Below are 23017 nucleotides of genomic sequence, written 5' to 3'. Positions count from 1 at the left end.
GACCGACGGTCAGGACTCGCTTCGGTACATCAGGTCCGTCTCGTGCGTGCGGAAGCCGAGCCGCTCGTACACGGTCAGGGCCGCCTTGTTGTCGGCGTCGACGTAGAGCATGGCGGTCGGCAGACCCTGCCGGGCGAGGTGACGGAGCCCGATCGTGGTGAGGGCCTTGCCGAGGCCGCCGCCCTGGGCGCCGGGGTGGACCCCGAGGACGTACACCTCACCGAGGCCCTCCTCGGCGTGGACCTTCGTCCAGTGGAAGCCGACGAGTTCGTCGCCGCGGAAGGCGAGGAAGAACCCGGACGGGTCGAACCACACCTCCGCCTTGCGGTCGTCCAGGTCGCGCTGGGTGAGGGAGCCCTGCTCGGGGTGGTGGGCGAAGGCCTCGGCGTTCAGGGCGAGCCAGGCCGCGTCGTCTTCGCCGGGCACGAAGGTGCGGACGCGCACGCCGTCCGCGAGCTTCGGTTCGGGCAGGTCGAGGTCGGTCAACGGCCGCCGCAGCTGGCGCAGTTCGCGGAAGAGGGTGAGGCCGAGGACCTGGGCGAGATGCCGCGCTGCGGAGTGACCGCCGTGTGCCCACACGCGCAGCCGCTTGCCGGACTCGGCGAGCAGGGCCGAGCCCAGGGCCCGGCCGTGGCCGTGGCCGCGGTGCGCCGGGTGCACGACCAGTTCGGCGGCCGGGGCCTCCACCGGGTCGGTGTCCTCCAGCTGCGCGTACCCGATCAGCTCGTCGCCGAGGGTCAGCAGCAGATGGCGCACGCCCTCGCGGGCGCCGCCCTTCAGCTGGAGCCGGCCCTGCTCGGAGACCGCCTGCTGCCCGTCGGCCCGGGCGGCCTCCGCGAGCAGCCGGAGCACATCCTCGGCCTGGGCCGGGGAGAGCGCGGTGTGGGTCTCGATGGAGCGGGTGAGGGCGTGGGGCGCGGTGTCGTCGCTGGTCATGGATACGAGGGTACGGCGCGGTGTTTTGCGGACAAGGAGTTGCGCGGAGTCGATGTGGCTCGTGGCGGGGTGTGGAGGGGCTTCTGTCAGGTGGTGGTGAGGCGATGGCAACCAGTCTGTAACCCCGAACCCCCTGTTGCGCTACGCGCGTTGATTCTAAAGTGCGCGTAAAACCACGGCCGTCCCACAGCTCTCAAAGCTCTTGCAGTTCTCGCAGCACCCACGGCTCGGACAGCTCCGACGGCTCCGACAGCTCCCAGGGGGGAACCCATGCCGCCGACGCCCCGGCACAGACGTACCCATCGCATCCTCGCCGCCGCCGCTGGGCTGGCCACGGTCGGCGCCCTGGCCGCCGCGATGCCCGCGAGCGCAGGGCAGGACGGGTCGACCCCGCACCACCACCCCGGCAGCGGCCGCTACCAGGACGTACAGCTGCTGTCCTTCAACGACCTGCACGGCAATCTGGAGCCGCCGACCGGATCGTCCGGCCGGGTCACGGAGCTCCAGGCGGACGGCACGACGAAGTCGATCGACGCGGGCGGTGTCGAGTACCTCGCCACGCATCTGCGCGAGGCCCGCAAGGGCAACAAGTACTCCATCACGGCCGCCGCCGGAGACATGGTCGGCGCCTCCCCGCTGATCTCCGGGCTCTTCCACGACGAGCCCACGATCGACGCGCTGAACAAGCTCGACCTGGATGTGACGAGCGTCGGCAACCACGAGTTCGACGAGGGCGCCAAGGAGCTGGCCCGCCTGCAGAACGGCGGCTGCCACCCCACGGACGGCTGCTACGACAAGAAGGCGAAGTTCCAGGGAGCCGACTTCCCGTACCTCGCGGCGAACGTCACCGACGAGAAGACCGGCAAGCCGATCCTCAAGCCCTACTGGGTCTGGAAGAAGAACGGCGTCAAGGTCGGCTTCATCGGCGTGACGCTGGAAGGCACCCCGAACATCGTGTCGGCCGACGGCGTCAAGGGGCTGAAGTTCGGCGACGAGGTCGAGACGATCAACAAGTACGCCAAGGTGCTCCAGCGCCAGGGCGTGAAGTCGATCGTCGCGCTGATCCACGAGGGCGGCGCGCCCGCGTCGACGGCGTACAACTACGACTGCGACAGCCCCGGCGCCGGTGACGGCATCTCCGGGCCGATCGTCGACATCGCCAAGAACGTCACGCCGGCCGTGGACGCCCTGGTCACCGGTCACACCCACCAGGCGTACGCCTGCACCATCCCGGACCCGTCGGGCCGGCCCCGCATGGTGACGTCGGCCTCGTCCTTCGGCCGCCTCTACACGGACACGACGCTGACGTACGACCGCTGGACCGGCGACATCGCGCGTACGGCGGTGAAGTCGGCGAACCACGTGGTCACCCGTGACGTCGCGAAGGCCGCCGACATGACGTCCCTGATCAGCAAGTGGAAGACGCTCTCCGCCCCGATCGCCTCGCGTCCCATCGGTTACATCGCGGGCGAGATCGGCAACACCGGTAACGAGTCCCCGCTCGGCGACATGATCGCCGACGCGCAGCTCGCGTACGCCAAGTCCGTCGACCCCGAGGCCGACCTCGCGGTGATGAACCCGGGCGGCATCCGCGCCGGGCTCACCTACGCGGCGAGCGGCAGTGAGGGCGACGGGGTGGTGACGTACGGGGAGGCGTACACGGTCCAGCCGTTCGCCAACACCGTCAACCTGGTGAACCTCACCGGCGCTCAGGTGATCACGGCACTTCAGCAGCAGGTCAGCGGGGCCAACGAGGCCGCGCCGAAGATCCTGCAGATCTCCAAGGGCTTGACCTACACGCTGGACCTGACGAAGTCCGGCGCGGCACGGGTGGTCGCCGACTCGGTCAAGCTCAACGGCGCGGCGATCGACCCCGCCGCCACCTACCGCGTCGCGATGAACTCCTTCCTCGCGGGCGGTGGCGACGGCTTCGCCGAGCTCGGCAAGGGCGCGGACGTCGTGGTCGGCGGCGACGACCTGGCGGCCTTCGAGTCCTACCTGACGGCCACCTCCTCGGCCACGGCGCCGTACCCGGTGCCGACGGCGGACCGGATCACGGTCGTGCGGTAGTCCCTTACGGAACAGGCGGGGCCGGTACGCGGATGCGTACCGGCCCCGCTTTTTTCGACCTAAATTCTGTGTGAGTAGTGGATTGGTTCCACGGCCCATCTGAAAATTTGTTTTAGCTGTAATTCATTGAGGTCTTATCCGAATTGGCGATTTCAGGGTCCGGAGTCCCGTAGTGTTTTCCATGTCGAAAGCGAACAGCGCAAACGGCAAAGGGAATTCACCCGCAGGGAACAAGGAGACACCCATGAGCTTCCACAAGATCGCCCCGGTCAAGAAGCACCACAAGCCCGCTCCGGCCCCGAAGAAGCCCGCGAAGCGCCAGCCCGCGAAGCCGGCCCCGATCGCGCAGAAGCCCGGGCGCCGCCCTGTCGGCAACAAGTAAGCAAGATCCACCCCCGATTAACAGATCCACCCGCGACCAGCGGATCAGTCAAAGCTACGAGAGGGAAAATCATGAGCTTCCACAAGATCGCCCCCGTCAAGAAGCACCACAAGGCCGCCCCGGTCGCGAAGCGCCGGCCGGCCGAGTCGGCTCCGGTGGCGAAGAAGGCCGTCGCTCCGAAGAAGCGCCCGGTCAGCCGTCAGGGCCAGTAGCAGCCCGCACGAGGCGGGGTCCCCGGGAATTATCGGTTTCCGGTGGCCCCGCCTCGGCCATGTTCCGGACCGGAAAGGGAAGTTGATTTGATATGCGGGAAGTACGGGAGGCATTCGCACGCTTCTGGCCGCTGACGCGCGGCGACCGCAAATGGCTGCTGCTGATCATCGGCTGCGTGGTCGTGGCCGCGCTCGCCGAGACGGCCTCGATCCTGCTCTTCGCACAGCTCACGGACCATGCCCTGAAGGCCGGTTCGCTCTCCGCGTTCTGGGAGCCGGCCGGAGCCTGGCTGGGCGTGGCCGTGATCGGCGCGATCGTCGGCTACCTCGGCAACTCGCTCGCCGTGTGGACCGCGGAGAGATTCGTCCTGCGCCTGCGCGCGAGTGTCTTCCGGCACGTCCAGGACCTGCCGCCCGACTTCTTCCAGAAGCACCGCCAGGGCGACCTGGTCGAACGGCTCACCGGTGATGTCGAGGCCATCGAGCAGATGGTCGTGTCGGGTGTCGTCGGGACGGTCTCCGCCGCCTTCTCCGCCGTCTTCTACGCCACCGCCGCGCTCTGGCTGCGCTGGGACCTCGCCCTCGTCACCTTCCTCCTCGCCCCCCTCTTCCTCGTCGCCGCCCGCCGGTTCGCCGGCCGCATCAAGACCGCCTCCCAGGAGGAGCGGGCCGCCGACGGCGCGATCACCTCGGTCGTCGAGGAGTCCCTCGGCAACGTGGTGCTGACCCAGGCGTACAACCGCCGCCGCGCCGAGGAGAGGCGGCTCGACCGCGAGGCGCGTGCCTGGATGCGGGCGTCGGTGCGCGGGGCACGGGCGAGCGAGATGTACGAGCAGTTCGTCGAGGTCGTCGAGACGCTGTGCGTGCTCGCGGTGATCGGCCTCGGTGCCTGGGAGATCTCGCAGGGGCGCATGTCGCTGGGCCAGTTGCTCGCCTTCGCCGCGTTCCTCGGCTACCTGTACCCGCCGATCCGCAATCTGGGGCAGCTCGGCCTCACCCTCACCGCCGCCACCGCAGGCGCGGAACGCATCCAGGAGATCCTGGACACCGAACCGGCCGTCACCGAACCCGCCGAGCCCGTCCGGGACTGGCCCGTGCACGGCTGGGTCAGCTTCCACGGCGCGTCGTTCCGCTACCCCGGCGCCGAGCGCGAGTCCCTGCACGACGTGACCTTCACCGCGGGCCCCGGCGAACTCGTCATCGTCACCGGTCCGAGCGGCGCCGGAAAGTCGACGCTCTCCAAACTCCTCACCCGCTTCTACGACCCCACGGCCGGAGTGGTCTGCCTGGACGGCGTCCCGCTGCCCGACGTGTCCCTGGAGTTCCTGCGCGAGAACGTGGCGCTGCTGCCCCAGGAGACACTGATCCTGCACGGCACGATCCGCGAGAACATCGAGTGCGGCAGGCCGGGCGCGTCCCAGGCGGACATCGAGCGGGCGGCGACGGACGCGGTCGCGCACGACTTCATCAGCGCGCTGCCCGACGGGTACGACACCGAGATCGCGCCCGGCACGGCCACCCTGTCCGGCGGCCAGCTCCAGCGGATCGCGATCGCCCGCGCGATGCTGCGCGCCGCGCCCGTCCTGGTCCTCGACGAGCCGACCGCCGGGCTCGACTCGATCGCCGCACGCCGGGTGGTGCAGCCGCTGCGGCGGCTGATGGCGGGCCGTACGACCATCATGATCACGCACGATCTGAGCCTCGCCCCCGACGCCGACCGGATCCTGGTGGTGGACGGCGGCCGGCTGGTGGAGGCGGGCACGCACGACGAGCTGATGGCGTGGGGCGGGGCGTACGCCCGGCTCGCGACACCGGAACTCGACTACTTGGCGGCGCGGAGCGTGTAGCCGAGCCCCCGCACGGTCTGGATGAGCCGCGGTTCGCCGCGGCTCTCCAGTTTCCGGCGCAGGTACATCACGTACACATCCAGCGTGTTCGACGTCGGCTCGAAGTCGAAGCCCCAGACCTCCTTGAGGATCTGGGCGCGGCTGAGGACCTTGGCGGGATGCCGGAGCAGAAACTCCAGCAGGGCGTACTCGGTCCTGGTCAGGTCGAGGGGGCGGTCGGAGCGGGTGACGGTGCGGGTGGGCCGGTCCATGGCGAGGTCCGCGAAGGCGAGCCGGTCGTCGAGACGGGGAGCGCACTGTTTCGGCTGCGGGCTGCGGCGCAGCAAGGCCCTGACCCGGGCGAGGAGTTCCTCGGCGGCGAACGGCTTCATGAGGTAGTCGTCGGCGCCGTTGTCGAGGGCGACGATACGGTCGCCGACCGCGTCCCGGCCGGTGATCATGAGGATGGGGACGGTGGACCCGGAGGCTCTGATCCGGCGCGTCGCGGCCAGCCCGTCGAGGCCGGGCATGGTGACGTCCATCAGCACCAGGTCGGGCCGCTCGTCCACCCCGGCCACCAGTTCGAGGGCCTCGCGGCCGTCCCCGGTGAGGACGGTCTCGTACCCCTCGAACCTGAGCAGCCGGTCGAGCCCCTCACGTACGGCCTTGTCGTCATCGGCCAGCAGGATCTTCCGCGCCATCCCCCCAACGTGTAACGGGGCGCTGTGGGAGGGCTTGGAGAGGGGTGTGGGGAGGCTGGGCGGTGTCCGCGCCCAGCCTCCCCGGCCGGAAAGACCCGGCCTTCCCCAGGAGGCCCCCCGGCCTCCCGGGGAGTCATGAAGCAGCGATGTACGTCGAGAAGCAGCGATGGACGTCAAGAGGCAGCGGTGGACGTCACGAGGTCCCGGTGGACGGCCTCGGTGGCCCAGGCCGGGGTGTTCGTCGCGGCCGACGCCTTCGGCTGGGCGTCGTCGCCGAAGAGTCCGAACACCGTGCCGTACGCCATCGCTCCGGCGGCGGTCAGGGCCAGCGGCACGCCGACGACGAGGGCGGTTCTGCGTCTGCGGTGGCGCGCCTTGCGGATCTCAGTCACGTGGTGGTCCCGTTCGACTGCTGTGGAGGGGGTCCGTCACGAGGCAGTCGCCACCGGGGGAGGAAAGGTTGCCGCCGTGAGGCAACGCGAACGCGCCCCCGTCCGGTGAGGGACGGGGGCGCGGGTGCTGTTCACTCAGGTGACCCTCGATGACGACACCCTCCGGACCGAACCCCTCCGCATGGCCCGACGGTTTGTCGACCTGCCGAAGTGAGCGGGGCGGAAGGGACGGTCAGAGCGCCACCAGATCTACGACGTTGATCACGACGTGGTGGTTCGATACGACGTACGTGATGAAGCCGCCTTTGAACGAGGCCGACCAGCTGTTGTCCCGGTTGCTGATCGCGGGGCTGCCGAACGGGTTGAGGCTGAGGCGCTTCTCTAATTCCTCCAGGGACGCACGCTGAGGTGCGGGCAGCGCGGCCTTACGCTGAGCCGCACGGTCCGCGTACCTGATCGCGTACGCGCTCACCCGCGCCTGCTCGCGTCGATGGGGTGGTTGTCAGCGTCGTAGGCGTTCCCGTCCGCGTCGCGGAAAATCATGCCTTCGGTGTCGCCCTCGGTCATGCGCTTGACGGTCTGCTCCACGTCGTCGAGGTAGCCGGGCGTTGCGCAGGCACAGGCGAAGGGGAACCACTTCTCGGTCACGGCGTCGAGCGCCGCCTGATCGAAGTCCGCCGCCGCGCTCAGCCAGTCCTGCTCGAAGGCCTGCAGCCAGTCGGGGCGCCGTTGCAGGGCCGTGCGGATCGCCTCGGGTGTTCTCTCGCAGGAGTTCGGATCCACCTCGTGAGCCATGATCGGTTTCTCTTCTCCGGCGGGGGCGGTGTGTCGTGACCGGAGTTCCACGGTAGAGGGTGCTGGGTGCCGAGTGCTGGAGGATGAGGGTGTTGGCGGGGCGGGGCGGTTACGGTGTGTTGTTGTCACGCTCACCGTTCGTCTCCGAGGATGCGTTCGCCTCGGCTGACCGCGACACGGAGCACATCGGCGAGAGACTCCGTCGCCCTGGTGAGCGCGAAGCGCACCGCGCGCTCGCCGGCCTTGGGGTCGGCGAGTACGGCCTTGGCACCGGCCAGTACCTGCTCGCCGGAGTCCAGCTGGGCCGCTTCGATGTCGTCGGCGAGCAGGGAGAGACGGCTGCCGTCGCTGTCGGTGCTCAGGTAGCAGGGCTTGCCGTCGGGTGTTGTCCACGGCAGGAGTCGCAGCCGTTCGGGCGCTCCGGCAGCGCTGTTCACGCGGACACCTCCGCTCCGTGAATACGGCGGGGTCCGACGTCGATTCCGTGCACGGCCAGCCAGAGGGCACGTCGGCGCTGCCGCTGCGATCGCCGCGCGCGGCGCTCTTCCGCCGTGAGGAGATACGGGCGTACGAGGTGGGTGTCCCGCTCGAAGGGCTGTACGTCGACGGGGCGGTGCACGGGGGTGGAGGGTGCCGGGGGCCTGCCTACGTCCGGCCGTTGGGCCGGAACCGCTCGGTGGCGGCCCCGGGCGGGAAGCAGTGCGTGCACCAGTGCGAGCAGTAGTAACTCGCAGAATCCCGCGATACGTTCGGCCATGTCGGCGCTCCTTTGCACAGCGTCGGCCACGCCCCCGGGTCGACCTGCTATCGACCGCGGGGGTTTGTTGTGGCTGTGGTCCTGACGAGCGGTCGTTACCGTTCGTGTCCCGATCGTCACTGCTCCGCCGTACGCTGCGGAAGAGGGCCGGTGTTGTCTGGGCGCCAGGCAACGGGGAGGGGTGACATGGCCGAACGGGTTGACGGAGAAGGGGAATCGGGGCGTGTCGCGCTCGGGCGGACGCTGCGGCTTCTGCGGGAGAAGGCTGGTAAGACGCTGGGGCAGTTGGCCGAGGAGACGTCGTACGACAAGAGCTATCTGTACCGATTGGAGGTGGGGCAGCGGCTCTCCAAGCAGGCGGTCATGGAGGACCTGGACAGGTATTACGACTCCGGTGACCTGCTGGTTCGGTTGTGGCGGGATGCGCGCAAGGACGTCATCAAGGACAAGTACAAGGCGTTCATGGAGCTGGAAGCGACCGCGCGGGTCATGTTGATGTTCCAGCTGCGAGTGCCGGGCCTGTTGCAGACCGAGGAGTATGCCCGAGCGGTGTTGTCAGGGTTGTCTGGAGCTCAGACAACGGCTGGCAACGACGAGGACGTCGAGGAGCAGGTGGCCTTGCGCATGGGACGGCAGGAGCTGCTGTACCGCGAACCGGCGCCGAGAGTGCGCGTGATCCTGGACGAGGGGGTGCTGCGGCGCCCGGTTCCTGACGTGAAGGTGTGGGCGGACCAGCTGTCATACCTGCTGGACGCGGCGGAACGTCCGAACGTCGCGCTCCAGGTACTGCCCTTCACGGCCGGTGTGCACGATCTTATGGACAGTCACCTCTGGCTCCTTTGGCAGCGAGTTGGCGAGCCCGTTGCCTACGTGGAGGGCAACGGCATCGGCGAGCTGATCGACGATCCGGACAAGGTCCTGTCCTTGCGGTTGTCCTACGATCTGGTCAGGGACGCGGCTCTGACTCCGGCGGAGTCGACGGCGTTCATCAAGCGCCTTCTGGAGGATTGCAGATCATGAACCGAACCCCCGACCTCACCACCGCTGTCTGGCGCAAGTCGTCCTACAGCGACGGGGGTGGCACGAACTGCGTCGAGGTCGCCGACTGCTACCCCGGCCTCGTGCCCGTCCGTGACAGCAAAGCCCCGCAGGGCCCCGTGCTGGTGCTCGGTGCCGGGGCGTGGGCGCCTTTCGTGGGGGCGGTCAGAAACGTGGACGCGTTCGGCGGCGTCTCGTTCGAATGAGACGGGCTGTCGGTCGATAATGGTGAGGCTATGGTGATTCCATGGCAGAGCACACGACCATCCAGGTGACCAAGGAAGTCCGCGACCACCTGGCTCAGGTTGCCAAGGACCGCGGTGTGACCCTTGGGCAGCTCGTCGAGCAACTCGCGGCCGAGCAGCCGACCGCTGAGCAGATCGCCGAACGCGTGGCGGCCACGCGCAAAGTCCTGCGGGAGCGCATGGGCTGCACCCTTAGCGACGAGGAGTTCGGCAACGGGCCGGACGTACTGGCCAATGTGTACGCGATGGCGGCGGAGAAGGCCCACGCCCTCCGAGGGCATGCTGCGTGATCATCCTCGACACCAGCGCGGCTACGGCACTCACGCAGGGGCACGTCGCGCTGCACCGCTTGGTCGACAACGTTGCGCACACGCCTGGCGACTGGCTCCACGTCCCAGCCCTGTGCCTTATGCGAGCGGAAGAGGCCGACGAAGGAGCCGCGAGCAAGCTGCTCGCGCTGCCGGGGGTCCTCGTCGACCCGCTGGGCCAGACGGCGGCCACCCTGGTCGGAGGGATGGTTCGCGATGGGTGGGGCGGCGCGGACACCTGCCACGCCATCTACATCGCGACACCGCACTTGGAGACCGGCGGCATGTCGATCATCCTGACGGGCCGGGAGGACGACTACCCGCCGGGATTCCTCGCCATCGACATCAACGCACCAGGAATGCTCGGCTTCTACTGATCCTCGGCCCCGTCCTGACCCAGCTCGGGAGGCGGTGTGGGCGCGCCCGGCAGTCGTAGCGTCGCCACCGTTCCGCCGCCCTGCGCCGGTTGCAGGGACACCTCGCCGCCGGACTGCTGCACGGTCCTGGCCACGATCGACAGGCCCAGGCCCGAGCCCGGCAGTGCGCGGGCGCTCGGGGAGCGCCAGAAGCGGTCGAAGACGTGCGGGAGTTCCTCGGTGGGGATGCCGGGGCCGTGGTCGCGGACCGTCAGTTCGCCGCCCTTGAGGATGACGTCGATGGCCTCGCCCTCGGGGCTGAACTTCACCGCGTTGTCGAGGATGTTCACGATCGCCCGCTCCAGCGCGGACGGCTCCGCCCGTACGAACCAGGGCTGGAGGTCCGCCGTGATCGTCAGCTCGGGGCCGCGCAGGCGGGCTCGGTGCAGGGCCGCCTCGACCGTTTCCTGGAGGTCGACCACCTGGATGCGGTCGCCCGACTGGCCCGCGTCCGAACGCGACAGCGTCTGCAGGTCGCCGATCAGCGCCGCCAGCTCCGTCATCTGCGCCTTCACCGACGACAGCAGTGCCTTGCGGTCCGCCGGGGGGATCGGGCGACCCGTCTCCTCGCTGCGGGTGAGGAGCTCTATGTTCGTACGCAGCGACGTGAGCGGCGTACGGAGCTCGTGGCCCGCGTCGGCGATGAGCTGCTGTTGCAGCTCGCGGGAGTTGGCGAGGGCGGACGTCATCGAGTTGAAGGAGCGGGAGAGACGGGCGACCTCGTCCTCGCTGTCGTCCTCGACGGGGATGCGGATGGAGAGGTCCTCCGTGCGCGCCACGTGCTCCACGGCCTCGGTGAGCTTGTCGACCGGGCGCAGACCCGCGCGGGCGACCGCCAGGCCGGCGGCTCCGGCGCCGACGACTCCGATGCCCGAGACGAGGAGGAGGACGAGGGCGAGGTCGTTGAGGGTGGCCTGGGTGCTCTTCAGGGGGGTGGCCACGAGGAAGGACGCGTCCTGGATCAGGACCGGGCTGCTGCCCGGAACCTGGCCGGCGACGACGAGTGGCATGGTGATCACCCGTACGTCGTTGCCTTCGCTGTCGGTTCCGGTGCGGAGTCTGGCCCAGCTCGGGTTCTTGGCCTCGTCCTTGTCGCTGTCGGTGACCTTCACCGTGCCCGCGGAGCCGTCGAACGCGCAGACGGTTCCGTTTGCCTGGACCACCTGGGAGTAGTACTCGGACCGCCCGCGGGGGCCGTCGCTGCCGCTCTTCGGGTCCTGGCCGCAGTTCTCTATGGCGCGATGGAACGATCCATAGGAAACGGGTGTCTTCTGTGCTTTGAGGTTGTTGTCGATCTCGTCGTACAACTTCCCCCGCACTATGAACCAACAGGTCACCGAGACCGCCGCCACCCCGAACGCCACCGCCGCCGCGACCAGCATGGCCAGCCGGGAGCGGATCGGCAGGGATTTGAACCGGCGCAGGATCCTCATCACTCCGCGCCGCCCGACCGCAGGACGTACCCCACGCCCCGCACCGTGTGCACGAGGCGCGGCTCGCCGCCCGCCTCGGTCTTGCGGCGCAGGTACATGACGTAGACGTCGAGGGAGTTGGAGGAGGGCTCGAAGTCGAAGCCCCAGACCGCCTTGAGGATCTGCTCGCGGGTGAGGACCTGACGCGGGTGGGCCAGGAACATCTCCAGCAGGGTGAACTCGGTGCGGGTCAGTTCGACCGCCCGGCCCCCGCGCGTGACCTCGCGCGTCGCGAGGTGCATCCGCAGGTCGCCGAAGGTCAGCGCGTCGTCGTCCGGGGTGCCGACCGTCGCGGCCGCGTAGGAACTGCGCCGCAGCAGTGCCCGGACCCGGGCGAACAGCTCGTCCAGCTCGAACGGCTTGACCAGGTAGTCGTCCGCGCCTGCGTCGAGGCCGGTCACGCGGTCGCCCACGGTGTCGCGGGCCGTCAGCATCAGGATGGGGGTCGTCGTGCCCGCCCCGCGCATCCGGCGGGCGGCTGTCAGGCCGTCCATCCGGGGCATCTGGATGTCCAGGACGACCAGGTCGGGCTGGTACGCGGTCGCCTTCTCCAGCGCGTCCGCTCCGTCGACCGCGACCTGGGTGTCGTATCCCTCGAAGGCGAGGCTGCGCTGAAGTGCTTCGCGCACGGCCGGCTCGTCGTCGACGATCAGGATGCGCTGGGTTTCACGGTCGCCTTCGGCGGGGCTCATGGGCGTGGGTTCCTAGGGGTGCGGTGGGACGGGGCTGGACGCTTTCAGCCTCGCACGTTCCGGCCGGGGCAGAAAGGATCAGCGGCGTTCAGCGGGGACCGGTGGAGTTCAGCGGGGACCGACGGGGATCGGTTCGTCGGCGCAGGTCCGCAGCCTGCTCGGCCTGCTCGGAGGGCTCAGACCCCCAACGTGCTCAGCTGGCTCAGGCGGCTCAGGCGGCTCAGCGGGACCTTGCGGCGGTGCGGGTGATCGGCGGAGGTGTGCAGGCCCATCATCTGCGGCTGCGGGACCGTCCTCTGCGACTGCGGGACCGTCACTTCCGGAGCCCGGGGCACCGGCCGGTGCAGGTCACGGGCGACGGAGAGGGCCAGGTCGAGGCCGGCGGGGTCGGTGCCTTCGATGCTGTGGGAGACGCGAGTGATCATTTCAACCTCCGAGAAGGACTTGGCCGAGAAGGACTCAGCTGTCGGAACCGCCGGCCCGCAGGCTGGCGAGGTCCGACTTGACGGTGTTGATCGGGATGGCGAAACCGAGGCCGACGCTGCCCGCGCTCGACGAGCTGGACGAGGAGTTGGCGGCCGAGTACATCGCGGAGTTGATGCCGACGATGTTGCCGTTCATGTCGATGAGGGCGCCGCCGGAGTTGCCGGGGTTCAAGGACGCGTCGGTCTGGATGGCCTTGTACGTGGTCGTCGAGGAACCGGTGTCGCCGTTGAACTGCTGGCCGCCGAAGGAGAACGGCCACTGGCCGCTGCCGCCGCCCTGCTGCTGTTGCTGGCCCTGGCTCTCGTCCGTGGAGACGGTGACGTCACGGTTGAGCGCCGAGACGATGCCGCTGGTGACGGTGCCGGTCAGCCCCTCGGGGGAGCCGATCGCGACGACGTCGTCGCCGACCTGGACGCCGTCGGAGTTGCCGAGCGTGGCGACCTTCAGGCCGGAGGGCGCGTTCTCGAGCTTGATGAGCGCGAGGTCCTTCTTGCTGTCGGTGCCGACCACCTTCGCGGTGTACGACTTGCCGCTGCTCAGCTGCACCTTGATCTCGGAGGCGCCCGAGATGACGTGGTTGTTGGTGACGATCTCGCCGCTGGACGAGATGATCACACCCGAGCCGGTGGACGAACCCGCGTTCGAGGTCGCACTGACCTCGACGATACTCGGGCTGACCGCCTGGGCGACACCGGCGACGGTGCCCTTCTTGGCGGCGGGCACCACGGTGGTGCTGGTGCTGCTCGACGCGGTGTCCTTGCCGGTCAGCTCCTGTATGCCGTACGCGGTGCCGCCTCCGATGGCGGCCGCGACTATCGCCACGGCGGCGAGCAGGGCGATCGTGCCCTTCGCGCGCTTCTTCGGAGCGGGGGCCGGGGCGGCCGGGACCGACTGCGCCTGGAGTACCGCGGTGGAGGAGACGGCGTCCGGCTCGGGGTAGCCGGCGTAGGCGCCGCCTGCGCCGTGACCGCCGTCGCCACCCTGACCGGAGCCCGGCCACACGGTGGTACCCGGGTCGACGGCGACCGGAGCGACCGGCTCGTACGCCGGCGGCGGGGGCCACTCGGGGTTCACGGGAGAGGAAGAGACGGGCTGCTGCTGGGGGTACGCCGCCCGCATGGGGTCGGTCGCCTGGTGGTCGTCGCCCTGGGGATACTCGCCGCTGCGGCGGAAGCTCTCGGTCATGGAAAAAGCTTGTCCCCCGATCATGAGAGCTCCCTGAGTGGCCGCTGAGAAGCCCGACAGAACCTCGTATGCCCGATATAAAGGCGCCCGGGCCCGCTGAAAACCGGGAAACAGCGGGTTGCGTGGGGGTGATGTCACGGAAGGCGACGGACGAATACTTGTCTGTCTGCTGTGTAGTACATGTGTTCTGGGGCGGATGAGGCCTACGATCTCCGCGCCGGAGGGGGGCTCCGCGGTGTGCCTGAATCGATGCAGGCGGTTGTCGGCCATGGCCGGCGACCGCTGCCGTCGATCGGGCCGGTGCGTCGTACGCCCTTCTCGGGCCTCCTACGTCATGGACACCACACGCACCCACACCAGGAGCCCTGAGTGATACGTGCCCTGCGCGACCGCTGGAGACGCCCCGCCACGGCGTTGCCGACGGCCGCTCTCGCGCTGGCGCTGACCTGCGCCGGCGCCTTCGCGGCGCACCCCGCCACCGCGGCGGACGGACCCTCGCTGCCGGAGGTGAACCAGTCCCAGCCCGCGAAGCCGGCCGTCTCCGACAAGGAGCTGCGCGGCCGGGTCGCCGCGGCCGTCAAGGACCGGGCGACCCCGGACACGACCCCCAAGAAGACACCCTTCATCATCGGCGGCACCGAGACGACGATCTCCTCCGCGCCGTGGATGGTCCAGCTCTCCTACTACGACAGCACGGCCGGAGTCGGCTACTTCTGCGGCGGCACCCTCGTCGCCCCGAACAAGGTCCTGACGGCGGCCCACTGCGTCGCGGGCCTGAACTGGGTGAAGAACGGCGCGGTGCTGGCCGGCGCCACCGGACTGCTGGACGACACCAGCGGCACGGTCGCGGGCGTCTACCGCCAGTGGAACCACCCGCACTACAACTCCACGACCGTCCAGAACGACATCGCGGTCCTCACGCTCGACCGCCCGCTGGACCAGCAGTGGCAGCGGCTGGTGGCCGCCGGTGACAGCGCCTCCTACAAGGCCGGCAACTCCGCCACCGTCTACGGCTGGGGCCTGACCTCCGGCGCCGACGGCGCCGACCTGTCGGCGAACCTGCGCAAGGTGACCCTGCCGCTGGTCGCCGACTCCACCTGCAACTCCGCGATGCAGTCGGTCCTCGGCGAGGACGACTTCGTCGAGGGCGCGATGTTCTGCGCGGGCACCCCGGCGACCGGTACCGACGAGGGCACCAAGAGCCCCTGCAACGGTGACTCCGGCGGTCCCGTCATCGTCGGCGGCAAGGTCGTCGGCATCGTCTCGTGGGGCGTCGCGGGCTGCACCGCGAAGGGCGCCTACCCGGTGTTCACCAAGGTGTCCTCGTACACCTGGGCCGCCCAGCCGCGCATCGACGACGCGGACCTGACCTTCGACGGCAAGGCCGACCTGCTGGAGCGCACGCCGTCCGGCGGCCTCTTCCAGCAGGACAGCAAGGGCACCTCGCTCGCCACCCGCGCCTACCAGGGCAACGGCTGGCAGAACGCCGACTGGGTCCTCCAGGCCGACCTGGACCGGGACTTCTACCAGGACCTGATCATGCGCGACAAGGGTGACGGCAAGCTGTACCGCAGCTACCTGAACCACAGCTCCGGCGAGTACGACTGGATGCAGATCAGCTCGGTGTGGGGCGGCTACAAGTCGTACGCCATCCCCGGCGACATGACGGGCGACGCCCGCCCCGACCTGGTCGCGGTGGACGCCGACGGCTCGGTCTACCTCTACCCGGGCAAGGGCAACGGCCAGTTCTACGCCAAGGTCAAGGTCGTCGACAAGGCCTGGAAGAACGTGAAGATCTTCGGCCACGGCGACCTGTCCGGCGACGGCAGGGCCGACCTGCTGGTCCGCAACAGCTCCGGCGTCCTGTACCTCTACCGGGGCACGCAGGTCGAGAAGACCCCGTTCGCGGCGCGGATCCAGGCGCGTACGGGCTTCAACTTCACCTCGTACGTCTCCAACGGTGACGTCACGGGCGACGGCATCGCCGACGTCATCACCCGCGACTCCGCCGGCAAGCTCTGGCTCTACCCCGGCACCAACAAGGCCTCCAGCAGCCTCTTCGGCTCACGGATCGGCCTGGGCAGCGGCTTCAACCAGTACAACCTGCTGTTCTAGTACAACCTGCTGTTCCAGCTCAGCACCAGGATGCGCCTGCCCCCGTGATCCCGCGGGGGCAGGCGCGCCCCTTCAGGGGCGCGGGGAACTGCGCGACCAGCCACATCCGGCCCGCAGCTACTCACCACCACAAGCCCACAGCTACTCGCACCCACAAGAACGCCGGACGACCAACCGCGACGGAAACACCTTCAATCGCTCGCGCCGCGACCCCGCGACCCGCAACCCGTCATCCAGTACGAGATCCACCGCGGCCCGCGCCATCGCCGACCGGTCGGAGGCGATCGTCGTCATCGGCGGATCCGTCAGCGCGGCTTCCTTGACGTCGTCGAAACCGGCCACGGCCAGCTCCCCCGGAACGTCGATGCGCAGCTCACGCGCGGCGCGCAGCACGCCGATCGCCTGGTCGTCGGTGGAGCAGAAGATGGCGGGCGGCCGGTCGGGACCGCCGAGCAGCTGGAGACCGACCTGATAGGCGTCGTAGCGGTTGTACGGCGCTTCGAAGAGGCGGCCCTCGGTGGAGATCCCGGCCTCCTGCATCGCGCGCCGCCAGCCCTCGACGTGGTCGGAGACCGGGTCGCCGACGGTCGGGGTCTCCGCGAGGCCGCCGAGACACGCCACGTATTCGTAGCCGTGTTCGAGGAGGTGGCGGGTGGCGAGCTGGGCGCCGCCGATGTCGTCCGTGACGACGGCGACGTCGTCGATGGCCTCGGGGCGCTCGTGCAGCAGCACCACGCGGGCGTCCCACGCGTCGATCTCCGCGGCAGCGTTGTCATTGAGCGCGTGGCTGACGAGGATCAGCCCGGAGACGCGCATACCGAGGAAGGCGCGCAGGTAGTGGACCTCGCGCTCGGCGATGTAGTCGGAGTTGCCGACGAGCACCATTTTCCCGCGCTCGGCGGCGGCCTGCTCGACGGCGTGCGCCATCTCCCCGAAGAAGGGCTGGCGCGCGTCCGGCACGATCAGGCCTATGAGCTCGGTCCGCCGCGACGCCATGGCCTGGGCGACCCGGTCGGGCCGGTACCCCAGTTCCTTGATCGCGGCGAGAACACGCTCGCGCGTGGCCGGGGCAACCGGCCTCGGTCCGTTGTTGATGACATAGCTGACAACGGCGGTGGACGTACCCGCCAGTCGCGCTACATCGTCCCTCGTCACCTTGGCCACGCGCGGAGTCTACGCGGATGGACCCGCCGCTGGGCAGGGCGTACGGAGGCTTGCTGCGCCTCCGTTACCGCCTACTGCGCCTCCGCCGCCGCCTCGACCGTCTCGACGGCGTCCAGGTGCGCCGTCTCGTCCGCATCCTCCGGCTTTGGCTGGGCCGCCTTGGCCCTCGCCTCGTCCGAGGCGCGGTCCACCTTCTCGGGTGTAACGAATCGATAACCGACGTTCCGGACGGTACCGATCAGCGACTCGTGCTCGGGTCCGAGCTTCGCGCGCAGCCGTCGTACGTGGACGTCGACCGTCCGCGTACCGCCGAAGTAGTCGTAGCCCCAGACCTCCTGGAGCAACTGGGCGCGCGTGAAGACACGGCCCGGGTGCTGCGCGAGGTACTTGAGGAGCTCGAACTCCTTGAAGGTCAGGTCGAGGACCCGGCCCTTGAGCTTGGCGCTGTAGGTCGCCTCGTCGACCGAGAGGTCGCCGTTGCGGATCTCCATCGGGGAGTCGTCGTTGACGATCTGCTGGCGGCCCATGGCCAGCCGCAGTCGCGCCTCGACCTCCGCCGGACCCGCGGTGTCCAGGAGCACGTCGTCGATGCCCCAGTCGGCGGTGACGGCCGCGAGACCGCCCTCCGTCACGACCAGGATCAGCGGACAGCCGGGCCCGGTCGAGCGCAGCAGCTGGCACAGGCTGCGCACCTGTGGGAGGTCGCGCCGGCCGTCGATCAGAATGACGTCGGCACCGGGGGTGTCGACGAGAGCGGGGCCTTCCGCCGGAGCCACTCGCACGTTGTGCAGGAGCAGGCCGAGAGCGGGAAGCACCTCCGTCGACGGCTGAAGAGCATTGGTCAGGAGCAGCAGAGAACTCATCGTGCCCCACCTGCCTGGGTCGTCCTACGGTCATGCAAGGTTCGCTCGCCCATAACGTCTGGTTCCTCCTCGGTCCCTGCGAGGACGTTTGCGGCACTGCTTCCTACGGTGCGGCTCCCGCGCCCCTGGGAGTCGCCGGACGGCCCACTGGGGGCCGCCACACGTTCTATGCGTTCGTGGGCTTCGTACACCTGCGGTTTCCCGCTTCGTATACAACGCTTCAGAAAGCACAAAAGGACCCGGGGGCTACGCTGCCCGAGTCCTCTGCCCAGCAGAATAGCCCACATGAGCTCAGGTCCGGCAGGTCAAGCGACAGGATCTTCCGATCGTCCACCCCTTGAGACGCCCTCGCGGACCCCTTTGCGGAGGTTTCTGCACACGGTCGACGGGGTGACGATCGATGCGGCGTACGACCCTGGAACGCGGCCTTCTGGTGACTCGGCCACTGGCTTGAACGATGTGGTCATTGTCGTCGCGCACGGCTTCACGGGCGATCTGGAACGTCCGCACGTGCGCCACGCGGCGGCCGTCCTCGCCCGGCACGCGGCGGTCGTCACCTTCTCCTTCCGTGGTCACGGCGCCTCCGGGGGCAACTCCACGGTCGGTGACCGCGAGGTCCACGATCTGGCCGCCGCGGTGGCCTGGGCCCGTGAACTCGGGCACACGCGTGTGGCCACCGTCGGCTTCTCGATGGGCGGTTCGGTGGTGCTGCGGCACGCGGCGCTGCACCGTGGCCCGGACGGGGGCTCGGACCGGGGCTTGGACCGGGGCGCGGAGATGGAGCACGAGGGGCGCACCGAGGCGCGTACGGACGCCGTGGTTTCGGTGAGCGCACCCGCCCGTTGGTACTACCGGGGTACGGCCCCTATGCGGCGCCTGCACTGGCTGGTAACCCGGCCGGTGGGCCGCGCGGTCGGCCGTTACGGCCTGCGCACCCGGATCCACCACCGTGACTGGGACCCGGTGCCGGCCTCCCCGGTCGAGTCGGTCCCGCTCATCGCGCCCACTCCGCTGCTGATCGTCCACGGCGACCAGGACGGCTACTTCCCGGTCGACCACCCGCGGATGCTCGCCGCCGCCTCCGGCGGCCACGCCGAACTGTGGATCGAGCACGGCATGGGCCACGCCGAGCACGCGGCGGACGACGGGCTGCTCGGCCGCATCGGGGCATGGGCCGTCGCGGCGGCGGGCTAGCCTGACCGTGTTCACAGAAACCACTGATGACTGATCCGTGTTCACGGAAAACACCGATTGAGGAACGAGATGGCACAGGGCACGGTGCGTTACTGGGCCGCCGCCAAGGCCGCGGCGGGCGTCGCGGAGGAGCCGTACGACGCGGGCACGCTCGCCGAGGCGCTCGACGCGGCCCGCGCGCGACACCCCGGCGAACTCGTCCGCGTCCTGCGGCGATGCTCCTTCCTCATCGACGGTGACCCCGTGGGCACTCGCGAACATGAGACCGTACGGCTGGCCGAGGGCGGCACGGTCGAGGTGCTCCCGCCGTTCGCAGGAGGGTGAGCGAGACGATGAGCGACCAGCCGTACGAGGGCCGGTACGAGGGTCCCTACGAGGGGTACGACCCGTATCCGCAGCCTCAGCAACAACAGCCGCAGCAACGGCCCCAGCAGCAGCAACAGCCTCAGCAGCAGCCCGAGTGGCAGCAGCACACGCAGCAGTGGGAGGGGCAGACCTGGGAGACCCAGGCGCAGCACCCGATGCCGGCGGCGGACACGGCGTACCTGCCGCCGCGGGGCTACCAGGCGTACCCCGAGCCGCAGACGTACACGGTCGGGCAGCCGCTGCCGCAGGAGGCACCGACTCCGACACCGCAGTGGACGCCCGCGTACCAGCCCTCCGCCCAGCAGGCGCCCGGCACCGGCACCGGCAGTGCGGCCATCCCTGAGACCGCCTCCGGCTACGGCCCCCCGACCGTCACCGGCAACGCCCGCGTCACCGACGCCCAGCGCGCCCGTGCCGAGGGCCGCTCCCCGATCATCGAACCCGGCATCCAGCCCGCCGTGCTCACCGCGGTACTCGGGCTGCTGCTCTCCGGGACGGCGGCGATCGGGCAGTACGCCCTCGTCGTCCCCCTCGTCCTCCTCCAGGCCGTCACCGCGGCGGGCTGGTTCCGGCTGAACGGGATGTGGCCGGCCCGCCAGGGCATCGCGCTGGCGTTCCTCGGCGCGGTCACCGCGGACGTCGCGCTCCTCGCGGCGGGCCGGGAGAACGCGCCCGCCGCGATCCTCGGCACCCTCGGCGTGTGGGTCCTGCTCACCCTCGTCCTGCAACTGCGCAGTCATGCCGACCCGGACACCCGGATGTCCGGCCTGATGGCGACCGTCGCCTCGGCGGCGCTCGCGATCATCGCCACCGGGCACCTCGCGGCCGAGCCGGACGCCGTCACGGTGGGCGCCGCCGCGGTCGCCGTCGCGATCCTCGCCCGCGCCCTGCCGCTGCCCACCGCGGCCTCCGTGGCGGTGGCGCTGCTGGCCGCCGCGGGCGCCGGTATCGCGGTCGGCGGCACGACGGACCTGGGCAGCAAGGGGGCCTTCCTCGGCCTCGTCGCCGGGGTCTGCGCGCTGATCGGCCACCGGGTCGCCAGCTACGACTACCCGTCCCGCTTCGTCCACTTCACCGCGGGCGTGGCCCTGCCGCTGGCCGCCGCGGCCCCGGCGGTCTACCTGCTGGGCCGCGCCCTGGGCTAGGGGGCGTCCGGCGTGATCCGCCGGACAGTTCCTGGGGCCTGGTCCAGTGGCTGTTCGTCACAGGTGATCTACAACTACTTCGGAGGGCCCCCGTCGCGGGGCCCTCCGGGGTTAGGTTCGCGAGGGAGGACCACTCGGTCGCCCGGATCCGTTCGAGGTGGGGAACACCGCGCATGCGTGCACTGCGAATAATCCTGATCGTCACCGTCATCCTGGGCGGCCTGTTCGTGATCGCGGACCGGGTGGCGGTCGGTTTCGCGGAGAACAAGGCGGCGGACCGGATCAAGACCACCGAGGGCCTGGCCGGCACGCCGGACGTGTCCATCGAGGGCTTCCCCTTCCTCACCCAGGTCGTCGGCGGCGAACTCGACGACGTGAAGATCGGCATCAAGGACTACGAGGCGTCGACGAGCGGCGCGGGCAGTGCCGGGGGCACCGGCACCATCCGTATCGACGACCTGAACGCCGAGATGCACGGCGTCAGCTTCAACGGCGACTACAGCTCCGCCACCGCCCACAGCGCCACCGGCTCCGCGTCCATCGGGTACGCCGAGCTGCTCAAGACCGCCAAGTCCCAGCCCACTCAGGTCGGCCCCGGGGTCACCGCCCGGGTCGTCGGCCTCTCCGACGGCGGCAACGGCAAGATCAAGGTGGCGGTCGAGGTCAGCATCGGCGGCACCAAGGTGCCCCAGCCGGTCTCCGTGCTCAGCTCGGTCACGGTCGTCGGCGGCAACACGGTCAAGGTGCACGCGGACTCCCTCCCCAAGCTGGGCGCCGACCTCGCCGAGAACCGGGTGCGCGCGATCACCGACTTCGAGCAGAAGATCGGCCAGCTGCCGGGCGGCATCCAGCTCGACACGGTCCAGGCGGCCGCGAACGGCGTGGACGTCTCCGTGAAGGGTTCGAACGTCAAGCTGGTCGGGTAGAAGGGTCAGCGTCCGCAGGCCGGAGGCCGGGGAGACCGCGGCCGGGGAGACCGCGGCCGGAGAGCTGTCCGAAGGGCGAGACGGGCCCGTCCGTACCGCAGATGTGCGGTCGGTGTGATGACGGATGCCGGCGCCCGGAATCCCTGCGGGGCCGCACCGATGGTGAAGGCGTCCCACATCGCGGACGATCGCATCTCAGCATCCGACACACCGGTGACATGCCCGCCTGTCCGTCCCTACGATCGGACCCATGAAGCGACAGGCGGATCTCACGAAGCGGCGGGCAGTAGACCTGTGCCGCGTCGCCGCCATGCTCTGTCGCACCTTCTGAGCGGGACATTCGTCCGTCCGCCCTTCCCTGGCCCCTCTTCGCCAGGGTCCCCGTGCGCGCCGCGCAGCCTCGACAGGCATGACCGCGCACCCTCTGTCTAACGCACCGCCCCGCCGCAACTGCCCCGGAGGAGAAACAGCATGAGCCGCAGCGACGTCCTGGTCGACGCCGACTGGGTCCAGGACCACCTGGACGACCCGAGCGTGGCCATCGTCGAGGTCGACGAGGACACGTCCGCGTACGAGAAGAACCACATCAAGAACGCGATCCGGATCGACTGGACCAAGGACCTCCAGGACCCGGTCCGCCGTGACTTCATCGACCAGGAGGGCTTCGAGAAGCTCCTGTCGGCGAAGGGCATCGCCAACGACACGCTGGTGGTCCTCTACGGCGGCAACAACAACTGGTTCGCGTCCTACGCCTACTGGTACTTCAAGCTGTACGGCCACGAGAACGTCAAGCTCCTCGACGGTGGCCGCAAGAAGTGGGAGCTCGACTCCCGCGACCTGGTCGTCGAGGTCCCGAACCGTGCCGCGACCGACTACAAGGCCAAGGCCCAGAACACCGCGATCCGCGCCTTCCGCGACGACGTCGTGGCGGCCATCGGTTCGCAGAACCTGGTCGACGTCCGTTCGCCCGACGAGTTCAGCGGCAAGCTGCTCGCCCCGGCCCACCTGCCGCAGGAGCAGTCGCAGCGTCCGGGCCACGTCCCGAGCGCCCGCAACATCCCGTGGTCGAAGAACGCCAACGACGACGGCACCTTCAAGTCGGACGACGAGCTCAAGGAGCTCTACGCCGAGGAGCAGGTCGACCTCGCCAAGGACACCATCGCGTACTGCCGTATCGGTGAGCGTTCCGCGCTGACCTGGTTCGTGCTGCACGAGCTGCTCGGCGTGGAGAACGTCAAGAACTACGACGGCTCCTGGACCGAGTACGGCTCCCTGGTCGGCGTCCCGATCGAGCTCGGCGCCAACAAGTAACCCTCAAGGCCTGAAGGACG

Annotated in this window: 28 protein-coding genes; 16 read left to right on the top strand and 12 right to left on the bottom strand. The window is 69.6% G+C overall.

What is annotated here, in order from left to right:
• Positions 1-9 precede the first annotated feature (9 nt).
• The gene (gene mshD, locus ACFZDJ_RS36430) at positions 10-936 is read right to left on the bottom strand and encodes a mycothiol synthase (RefSeq protein ID WP_390930840.1); all 927 of its coding nucleotides are present in this window, start codon (positions 934-936) and stop codon (positions 10-12) included.
• Positions 937-1206: 270 nt separating this feature from the next.
• Here mshD and ACFZDJ_RS36425 point away from each other — a divergent pair, with 270 nt between their 5' ends.
• The 4 genes from ACFZDJ_RS36425 to ACFZDJ_RS36410 all read left to right on the top strand — a co-directional run bounded on the left by ACFZDJ_RS36425 (position 1207) and on the right by ACFZDJ_RS36410 (position 5447).
• The gene (locus ACFZDJ_RS36425) at positions 1207-3006 is read left to right on the top strand and encodes a 5'-nucleotidase C-terminal domain-containing protein (RefSeq protein ID WP_391065357.1); all 1800 of its coding nucleotides are present in this window, start codon (positions 1207-1209) and stop codon (positions 3004-3006) included.
• A gap of 244 nt (positions 3007-3250) precedes the next feature.
• The gene (locus ACFZDJ_RS36420) at positions 3251-3388 is read left to right on the top strand and encodes a hypothetical protein (RefSeq protein WP_168509444.1); all 138 of its coding nucleotides are present in this window, start codon (positions 3251-3253) and stop codon (positions 3386-3388) included.
• Between the two features lie 71 nt (positions 3389-3459).
• Positions 3460-3600 carry a hypothetical protein gene (locus ACFZDJ_RS36415; RefSeq protein WP_390930835.1) on the top strand — a complete coding sequence of 47 codons (141 nt, stop codon included), beginning with the start codon at positions 3460-3462 and terminating at the stop codon, positions 3598-3600.
• A gap of 92 nt (positions 3601-3692) precedes the next feature.
• Positions 3693-5447 (top strand): ABC transporter transmembrane domain-containing protein, encoded by a 1755-nt coding sequence (locus ACFZDJ_RS36410; protein WP_390930833.1) that lies wholly within the window; start codon positions 3693-3695, stop codon positions 5445-5447.
• Here the strand turns inward: ACFZDJ_RS36410 and ACFZDJ_RS36405 are convergent.
• The 5 genes from ACFZDJ_RS36405 to ACFZDJ_RS36385 form a co-directional block, all read right to left on the bottom strand.
• A complete protein-coding gene (locus ACFZDJ_RS36405) occupies positions 5423-6127 on the bottom strand; it encodes a response regulator (RefSeq protein ID WP_391065354.1) in 705 nt (234 codons plus the stop codon). The genes ACFZDJ_RS36410 and ACFZDJ_RS36405 overlap by 25 nt on opposite strands.
• Before the next feature lie 173 nt (positions 6128-6300).
• The gene (locus ACFZDJ_RS36400) at positions 6301-6519 is read right to left on the bottom strand and encodes a hypothetical protein (RefSeq protein ID WP_390930829.1); all 219 of its coding nucleotides are present in this window, start codon (positions 6517-6519) and stop codon (positions 6301-6303) included.
• A gap of 232 nt (positions 6520-6751) precedes the next feature.
• Entirely contained in the window at positions 6752-6991 is a 240-nt protein-coding gene (locus ACFZDJ_RS36395; protein WP_390930827.1) for a hypothetical protein, read from the bottom strand.
• On the bottom strand, positions 6988-7314 hold the full coding sequence (locus ACFZDJ_RS36390; RefSeq protein ID WP_390930825.1) for a DUF6247 family protein: 327 nt from the start codon (positions 7312-7314) through the stop codon (positions 6988-6990). Before ACFZDJ_RS36390 ends, ACFZDJ_RS36395 begins: the two co-directional genes overlap by 4 nt.
• A gap of 131 nt (positions 7315-7445) precedes the next feature.
• Positions 7446-7751 carry a hypothetical protein gene (locus tag ACFZDJ_RS36385; protein ID WP_391065351.1) on the bottom strand — a complete coding sequence of 102 codons (306 nt, stop codon included), beginning with the start codon at positions 7749-7751 and terminating at the stop codon, positions 7446-7448.
• Between the two features lie 17 nt (positions 7752-7768).
• Between ACFZDJ_RS36385 and ACFZDJ_RS36380 the strand changes: the two genes are divergently transcribed.
• The 5 genes from ACFZDJ_RS36380 to ACFZDJ_RS36360 all read left to right on the top strand — a co-directional run bounded on the left by ACFZDJ_RS36380 (position 7769) and on the right by ACFZDJ_RS36360 (position 10039).
• Positions 7769-8038: a hypothetical protein gene (locus ACFZDJ_RS36380; protein WP_391065349.1), complete on the top strand. Its 270-nt coding sequence runs from the start codon at positions 7769-7771 to the stop codon at positions 8036-8038.
• Between the two features lie 219 nt (positions 8039-8257).
• Positions 8258-9091 carry a Scr1 family TA system antitoxin-like transcriptional regulator gene (locus ACFZDJ_RS36375; protein ID WP_391065347.1) on the top strand — a complete coding sequence of 278 codons (834 nt, stop codon included), beginning with the start codon at positions 8258-8260 and terminating at the stop codon, positions 9089-9091.
• Complete coding sequence (locus ACFZDJ_RS36370) at positions 9088-9315, top strand: DUF397 domain-containing protein (protein WP_391065344.1); 228 nt, start codon at positions 9088-9090, stop codon at positions 9313-9315. Before ACFZDJ_RS36375 ends, ACFZDJ_RS36370 begins: the two co-directional genes overlap by 4 nt.
• A 41-nt stretch (positions 9316-9356) precedes the next feature.
• Positions 9357-9644: a hypothetical protein gene (locus tag ACFZDJ_RS36365; RefSeq protein ID WP_390930815.1), complete on the top strand. Its 288-nt coding sequence runs from the start codon at positions 9357-9359 to the stop codon at positions 9642-9644.
• Positions 9641-10039, top strand: coding sequence for a hypothetical protein (locus tag ACFZDJ_RS36360; protein WP_391065342.1), 399 nt, complete (start codon positions 9641-9643; stop codon positions 10037-10039). Before ACFZDJ_RS36365 ends, ACFZDJ_RS36360 begins: the two co-directional genes overlap by 4 nt.
• Here the strand turns inward: ACFZDJ_RS36360 and ACFZDJ_RS36355 are convergent.
• The 4 genes from ACFZDJ_RS36355 to ACFZDJ_RS36340 form a co-directional block, all read right to left on the bottom strand.
• Positions 10033-11514, bottom strand: coding sequence for an ATP-binding protein (locus ACFZDJ_RS36355; RefSeq protein WP_391065340.1), 1482 nt, complete (start codon positions 11512-11514; stop codon positions 10033-10035). The two genes, ACFZDJ_RS36360 and ACFZDJ_RS36355, sit on opposite strands and share 7 nt — an antisense overlap.
• Positions 11511-12242, bottom strand: a complete 732-nt coding sequence (locus ACFZDJ_RS36350; RefSeq protein WP_390930809.1) for a response regulator — start codon at positions 12240-12242, stop codon at positions 11511-11513. Before ACFZDJ_RS36350 ends, ACFZDJ_RS36355 begins: the two co-directional genes overlap by 4 nt.
• A 176-nt stretch (positions 12243-12418) precedes the next feature.
• Entirely contained in the window at positions 12419-12667 is a 249-nt protein-coding gene (locus tag ACFZDJ_RS36345; protein ID WP_391065337.1) for a hypothetical protein, read from the bottom strand.
• Positions 12668-12701: 34 nt separating this feature from the next.
• Positions 12702-13913 (bottom strand): trypsin-like peptidase domain-containing protein, encoded by a 1212-nt coding sequence (locus tag ACFZDJ_RS36340; RefSeq protein ID WP_390930806.1) that lies wholly within the window; start codon positions 13911-13913, stop codon positions 12702-12704.
• A 369-nt stretch (positions 13914-14282) separates the two neighbouring features.
• On the opposite strand from ACFZDJ_RS36340, the gene ACFZDJ_RS36335 reads away from it, so the two are divergent.
• Positions 14283-16028, top strand: a complete 1746-nt coding sequence (locus ACFZDJ_RS36335) for a trypsin-like serine protease (RefSeq protein ID WP_391065335.1) — start codon at positions 14283-14285, stop codon at positions 16026-16028.
• A 141-nt stretch (positions 16029-16169) separates the two neighbouring features.
• On the opposite strand, the gene ACFZDJ_RS36330 is transcribed toward ACFZDJ_RS36335, so the two are convergent.
• The gene (locus tag ACFZDJ_RS36330) at positions 16170-17192 is read right to left on the bottom strand and encodes a LacI family DNA-binding transcriptional regulator (RefSeq protein WP_101404267.1); all 1023 of its coding nucleotides are present in this window, start codon (positions 17190-17192) and stop codon (positions 16170-16172) included.
• 71 nt (positions 17193-17263) lie between these two features.
• Entirely contained in the window at positions 17264-18055 is a 792-nt protein-coding gene (locus tag ACFZDJ_RS36325; RefSeq protein ID WP_384914639.1) for a winged-helix domain-containing protein, read from the bottom strand.
• 285 nt (positions 18056-18340) lie between these two features.
• Here ACFZDJ_RS36325 and ACFZDJ_RS36320 point away from each other — a divergent pair, with 285 nt between their 5' ends.
• From ACFZDJ_RS36320 to ACFZDJ_RS36295, 6 genes are all read left to right on the top strand, one after another.
• On the top strand, positions 18341-19249 hold the full coding sequence (locus ACFZDJ_RS36320; RefSeq protein ID WP_390930801.1) for an alpha/beta fold hydrolase: 909 nt from the start codon (positions 18341-18343) through the stop codon (positions 19247-19249).
• Between the two features lie 69 nt (positions 19250-19318).
• Positions 19319-19573: a MoaD/ThiS family protein gene (locus tag ACFZDJ_RS36315; protein WP_101404270.1), complete on the top strand. Its 255-nt coding sequence runs from the start codon at positions 19319-19321 to the stop codon at positions 19571-19573.
• A gap of 8 nt (positions 19574-19581) precedes the next feature.
• Positions 19582-20760, top strand: a complete 1179-nt coding sequence (locus tag ACFZDJ_RS36310; RefSeq protein WP_391065333.1) for a hypothetical protein — start codon at positions 19582-19584, stop codon at positions 20758-20760.
• 173 nt (positions 20761-20933) lie between these two features.
• On the top strand, positions 20934-21686 hold the full coding sequence (locus ACFZDJ_RS36305; protein WP_391065330.1) for an LmeA family phospholipid-binding protein: 753 nt from the start codon (positions 20934-20936) through the stop codon (positions 21684-21686).
• Positions 21687-21936: 250 nt separating this feature from the next.
• Complete coding sequence (locus ACFZDJ_RS36300; RefSeq protein ID WP_350310325.1) at positions 21937-22017, top strand: putative leader peptide; 81 nt, start codon at positions 21937-21939, stop codon at positions 22015-22017.
• A 140-nt stretch (positions 22018-22157) separates the two neighbouring features.
• The gene (locus ACFZDJ_RS36295) at positions 22158-22997 is read left to right on the top strand and encodes a rhodanese-like domain-containing protein (RefSeq protein ID WP_390930794.1); all 840 of its coding nucleotides are present in this window, start codon (positions 22158-22160) and stop codon (positions 22995-22997) included.
• Positions 22998-23017: the final 20 nt, after the last annotated feature.

The sequence above is a fragment of the Streptomyces sp. NPDC007896 genome (assembly GCF_042959425.1).
In the GTDB taxonomy this organism is placed as follows: Bacteria; Actinomycetota; Actinomycetes; order Streptomycetales; family Streptomycetaceae; genus Streptomyces.
Note: the sequence above shows the minus strand (reverse complement) of the source record. Positions and strands in the feature narration are given on the sequence as shown.

Bases quoted from the DNA above. Each gene is read 5' to 3' on its own strand.
- mshD (WP_390930840.1), bottom strand. From the start codon at position 936: ATGACCAGCGACGACACCGCGCCCCACGCCCTCACCCGCTCCATCGAG.
- ACFZDJ_RS36425 (WP_391065357.1), top strand. From the start codon at position 1,207: ATGCCGCCGACGCCCCGGCACAGACGTACCCATCGCATCCTCGCCGCC.
- ACFZDJ_RS36420 (WP_168509444.1), top strand. From the start codon at position 3,251: ATGAGCTTCCACAAGATCGCCCCGGTCAAGAAGCACCACAAGCCCGCT.
- ACFZDJ_RS36415 (WP_390930835.1), top strand. From the start codon at position 3,460: ATGAGCTTCCACAAGATCGCCCCCGTCAAGAAGCACCACAAGGCCGCC.
- ACFZDJ_RS36410 (WP_390930833.1), top strand. From the start codon at position 3,693: ATGCGGGAAGTACGGGAGGCATTCGCACGCTTCTGGCCGCTGACGCGC.
- ACFZDJ_RS36405 (WP_391065354.1), bottom strand. From the start codon at position 6,127: ATGGCGCGGAAGATCCTGCTGGCCGATGACGACAAGGCCGTACGTGAG.
- ACFZDJ_RS36390 (WP_390930825.1), bottom strand. From the start codon at position 7,314: ATGGCTCACGAGGTGGATCCGAACTCCTGCGAGAGAACACCCGAGGCG.
- ACFZDJ_RS36375 (WP_391065347.1), top strand. From the start codon at position 8,258: ATGGCCGAACGGGTTGACGGAGAAGGGGAATCGGGGCGTGTCGCGCTC.
- ACFZDJ_RS36370 (WP_391065344.1), top strand. From the start codon at position 9,088: ATGAACCGAACCCCCGACCTCACCACCGCTGTCTGGCGCAAGTCGTCC.
- ACFZDJ_RS36365 (WP_390930815.1), top strand. From the start codon at position 9,357: ATGGCAGAGCACACGACCATCCAGGTGACCAAGGAAGTCCGCGACCAC.
- ACFZDJ_RS36350 (WP_390930809.1), bottom strand. From the start codon at position 12,242: ATGAGCCCCGCCGAAGGCGACCGTGAAACCCAGCGCATCCTGATCGTC.
- ACFZDJ_RS36345 (WP_391065337.1), bottom strand. From the start codon at position 12,667: ATGATCACTCGCGTCTCCCACAGCATCGAAGGCACCGACCCCGCCGGC.
- ACFZDJ_RS36340 (WP_390930806.1), bottom strand. From the start codon at position 13,913: ATGACCGAGAGCTTCCGCCGCAGCGGCGAGTATCCCCAGGGCGACGAC.
- ACFZDJ_RS36325 (WP_384914639.1), bottom strand. From the start codon at position 18,055: ATGAGTTCTCTGCTGCTCCTGACCAATGCTCTTCAGCCGTCGACGGAG.
- ACFZDJ_RS36320 (WP_390930801.1), top strand. From the start codon at position 18,341: ATGAGCTCAGGTCCGGCAGGTCAAGCGACAGGATCTTCCGATCGTCCA.
- ACFZDJ_RS36315 (WP_101404270.1), top strand. From the start codon at position 19,319: ATGGCACAGGGCACGGTGCGTTACTGGGCCGCCGCCAAGGCCGCGGCG.
- ACFZDJ_RS36310 (WP_391065333.1), top strand. From the start codon at position 19,582: ATGAGCGACCAGCCGTACGAGGGCCGGTACGAGGGTCCCTACGAGGGG.
- ACFZDJ_RS36305 (WP_391065330.1), top strand. From the start codon at position 20,934: ATGCGTGCACTGCGAATAATCCTGATCGTCACCGTCATCCTGGGCGGC.
- ACFZDJ_RS36300 (WP_350310325.1), top strand. From the start codon at position 21,937: ATGAAGCGACAGGCGGATCTCACGAAGCGGCGGGCAGTAGACCTGTGC.
- ACFZDJ_RS36295 (WP_390930794.1), top strand. From the start codon at position 22,158: ATGAGCCGCAGCGACGTCCTGGTCGACGCCGACTGGGTCCAGGACCAC.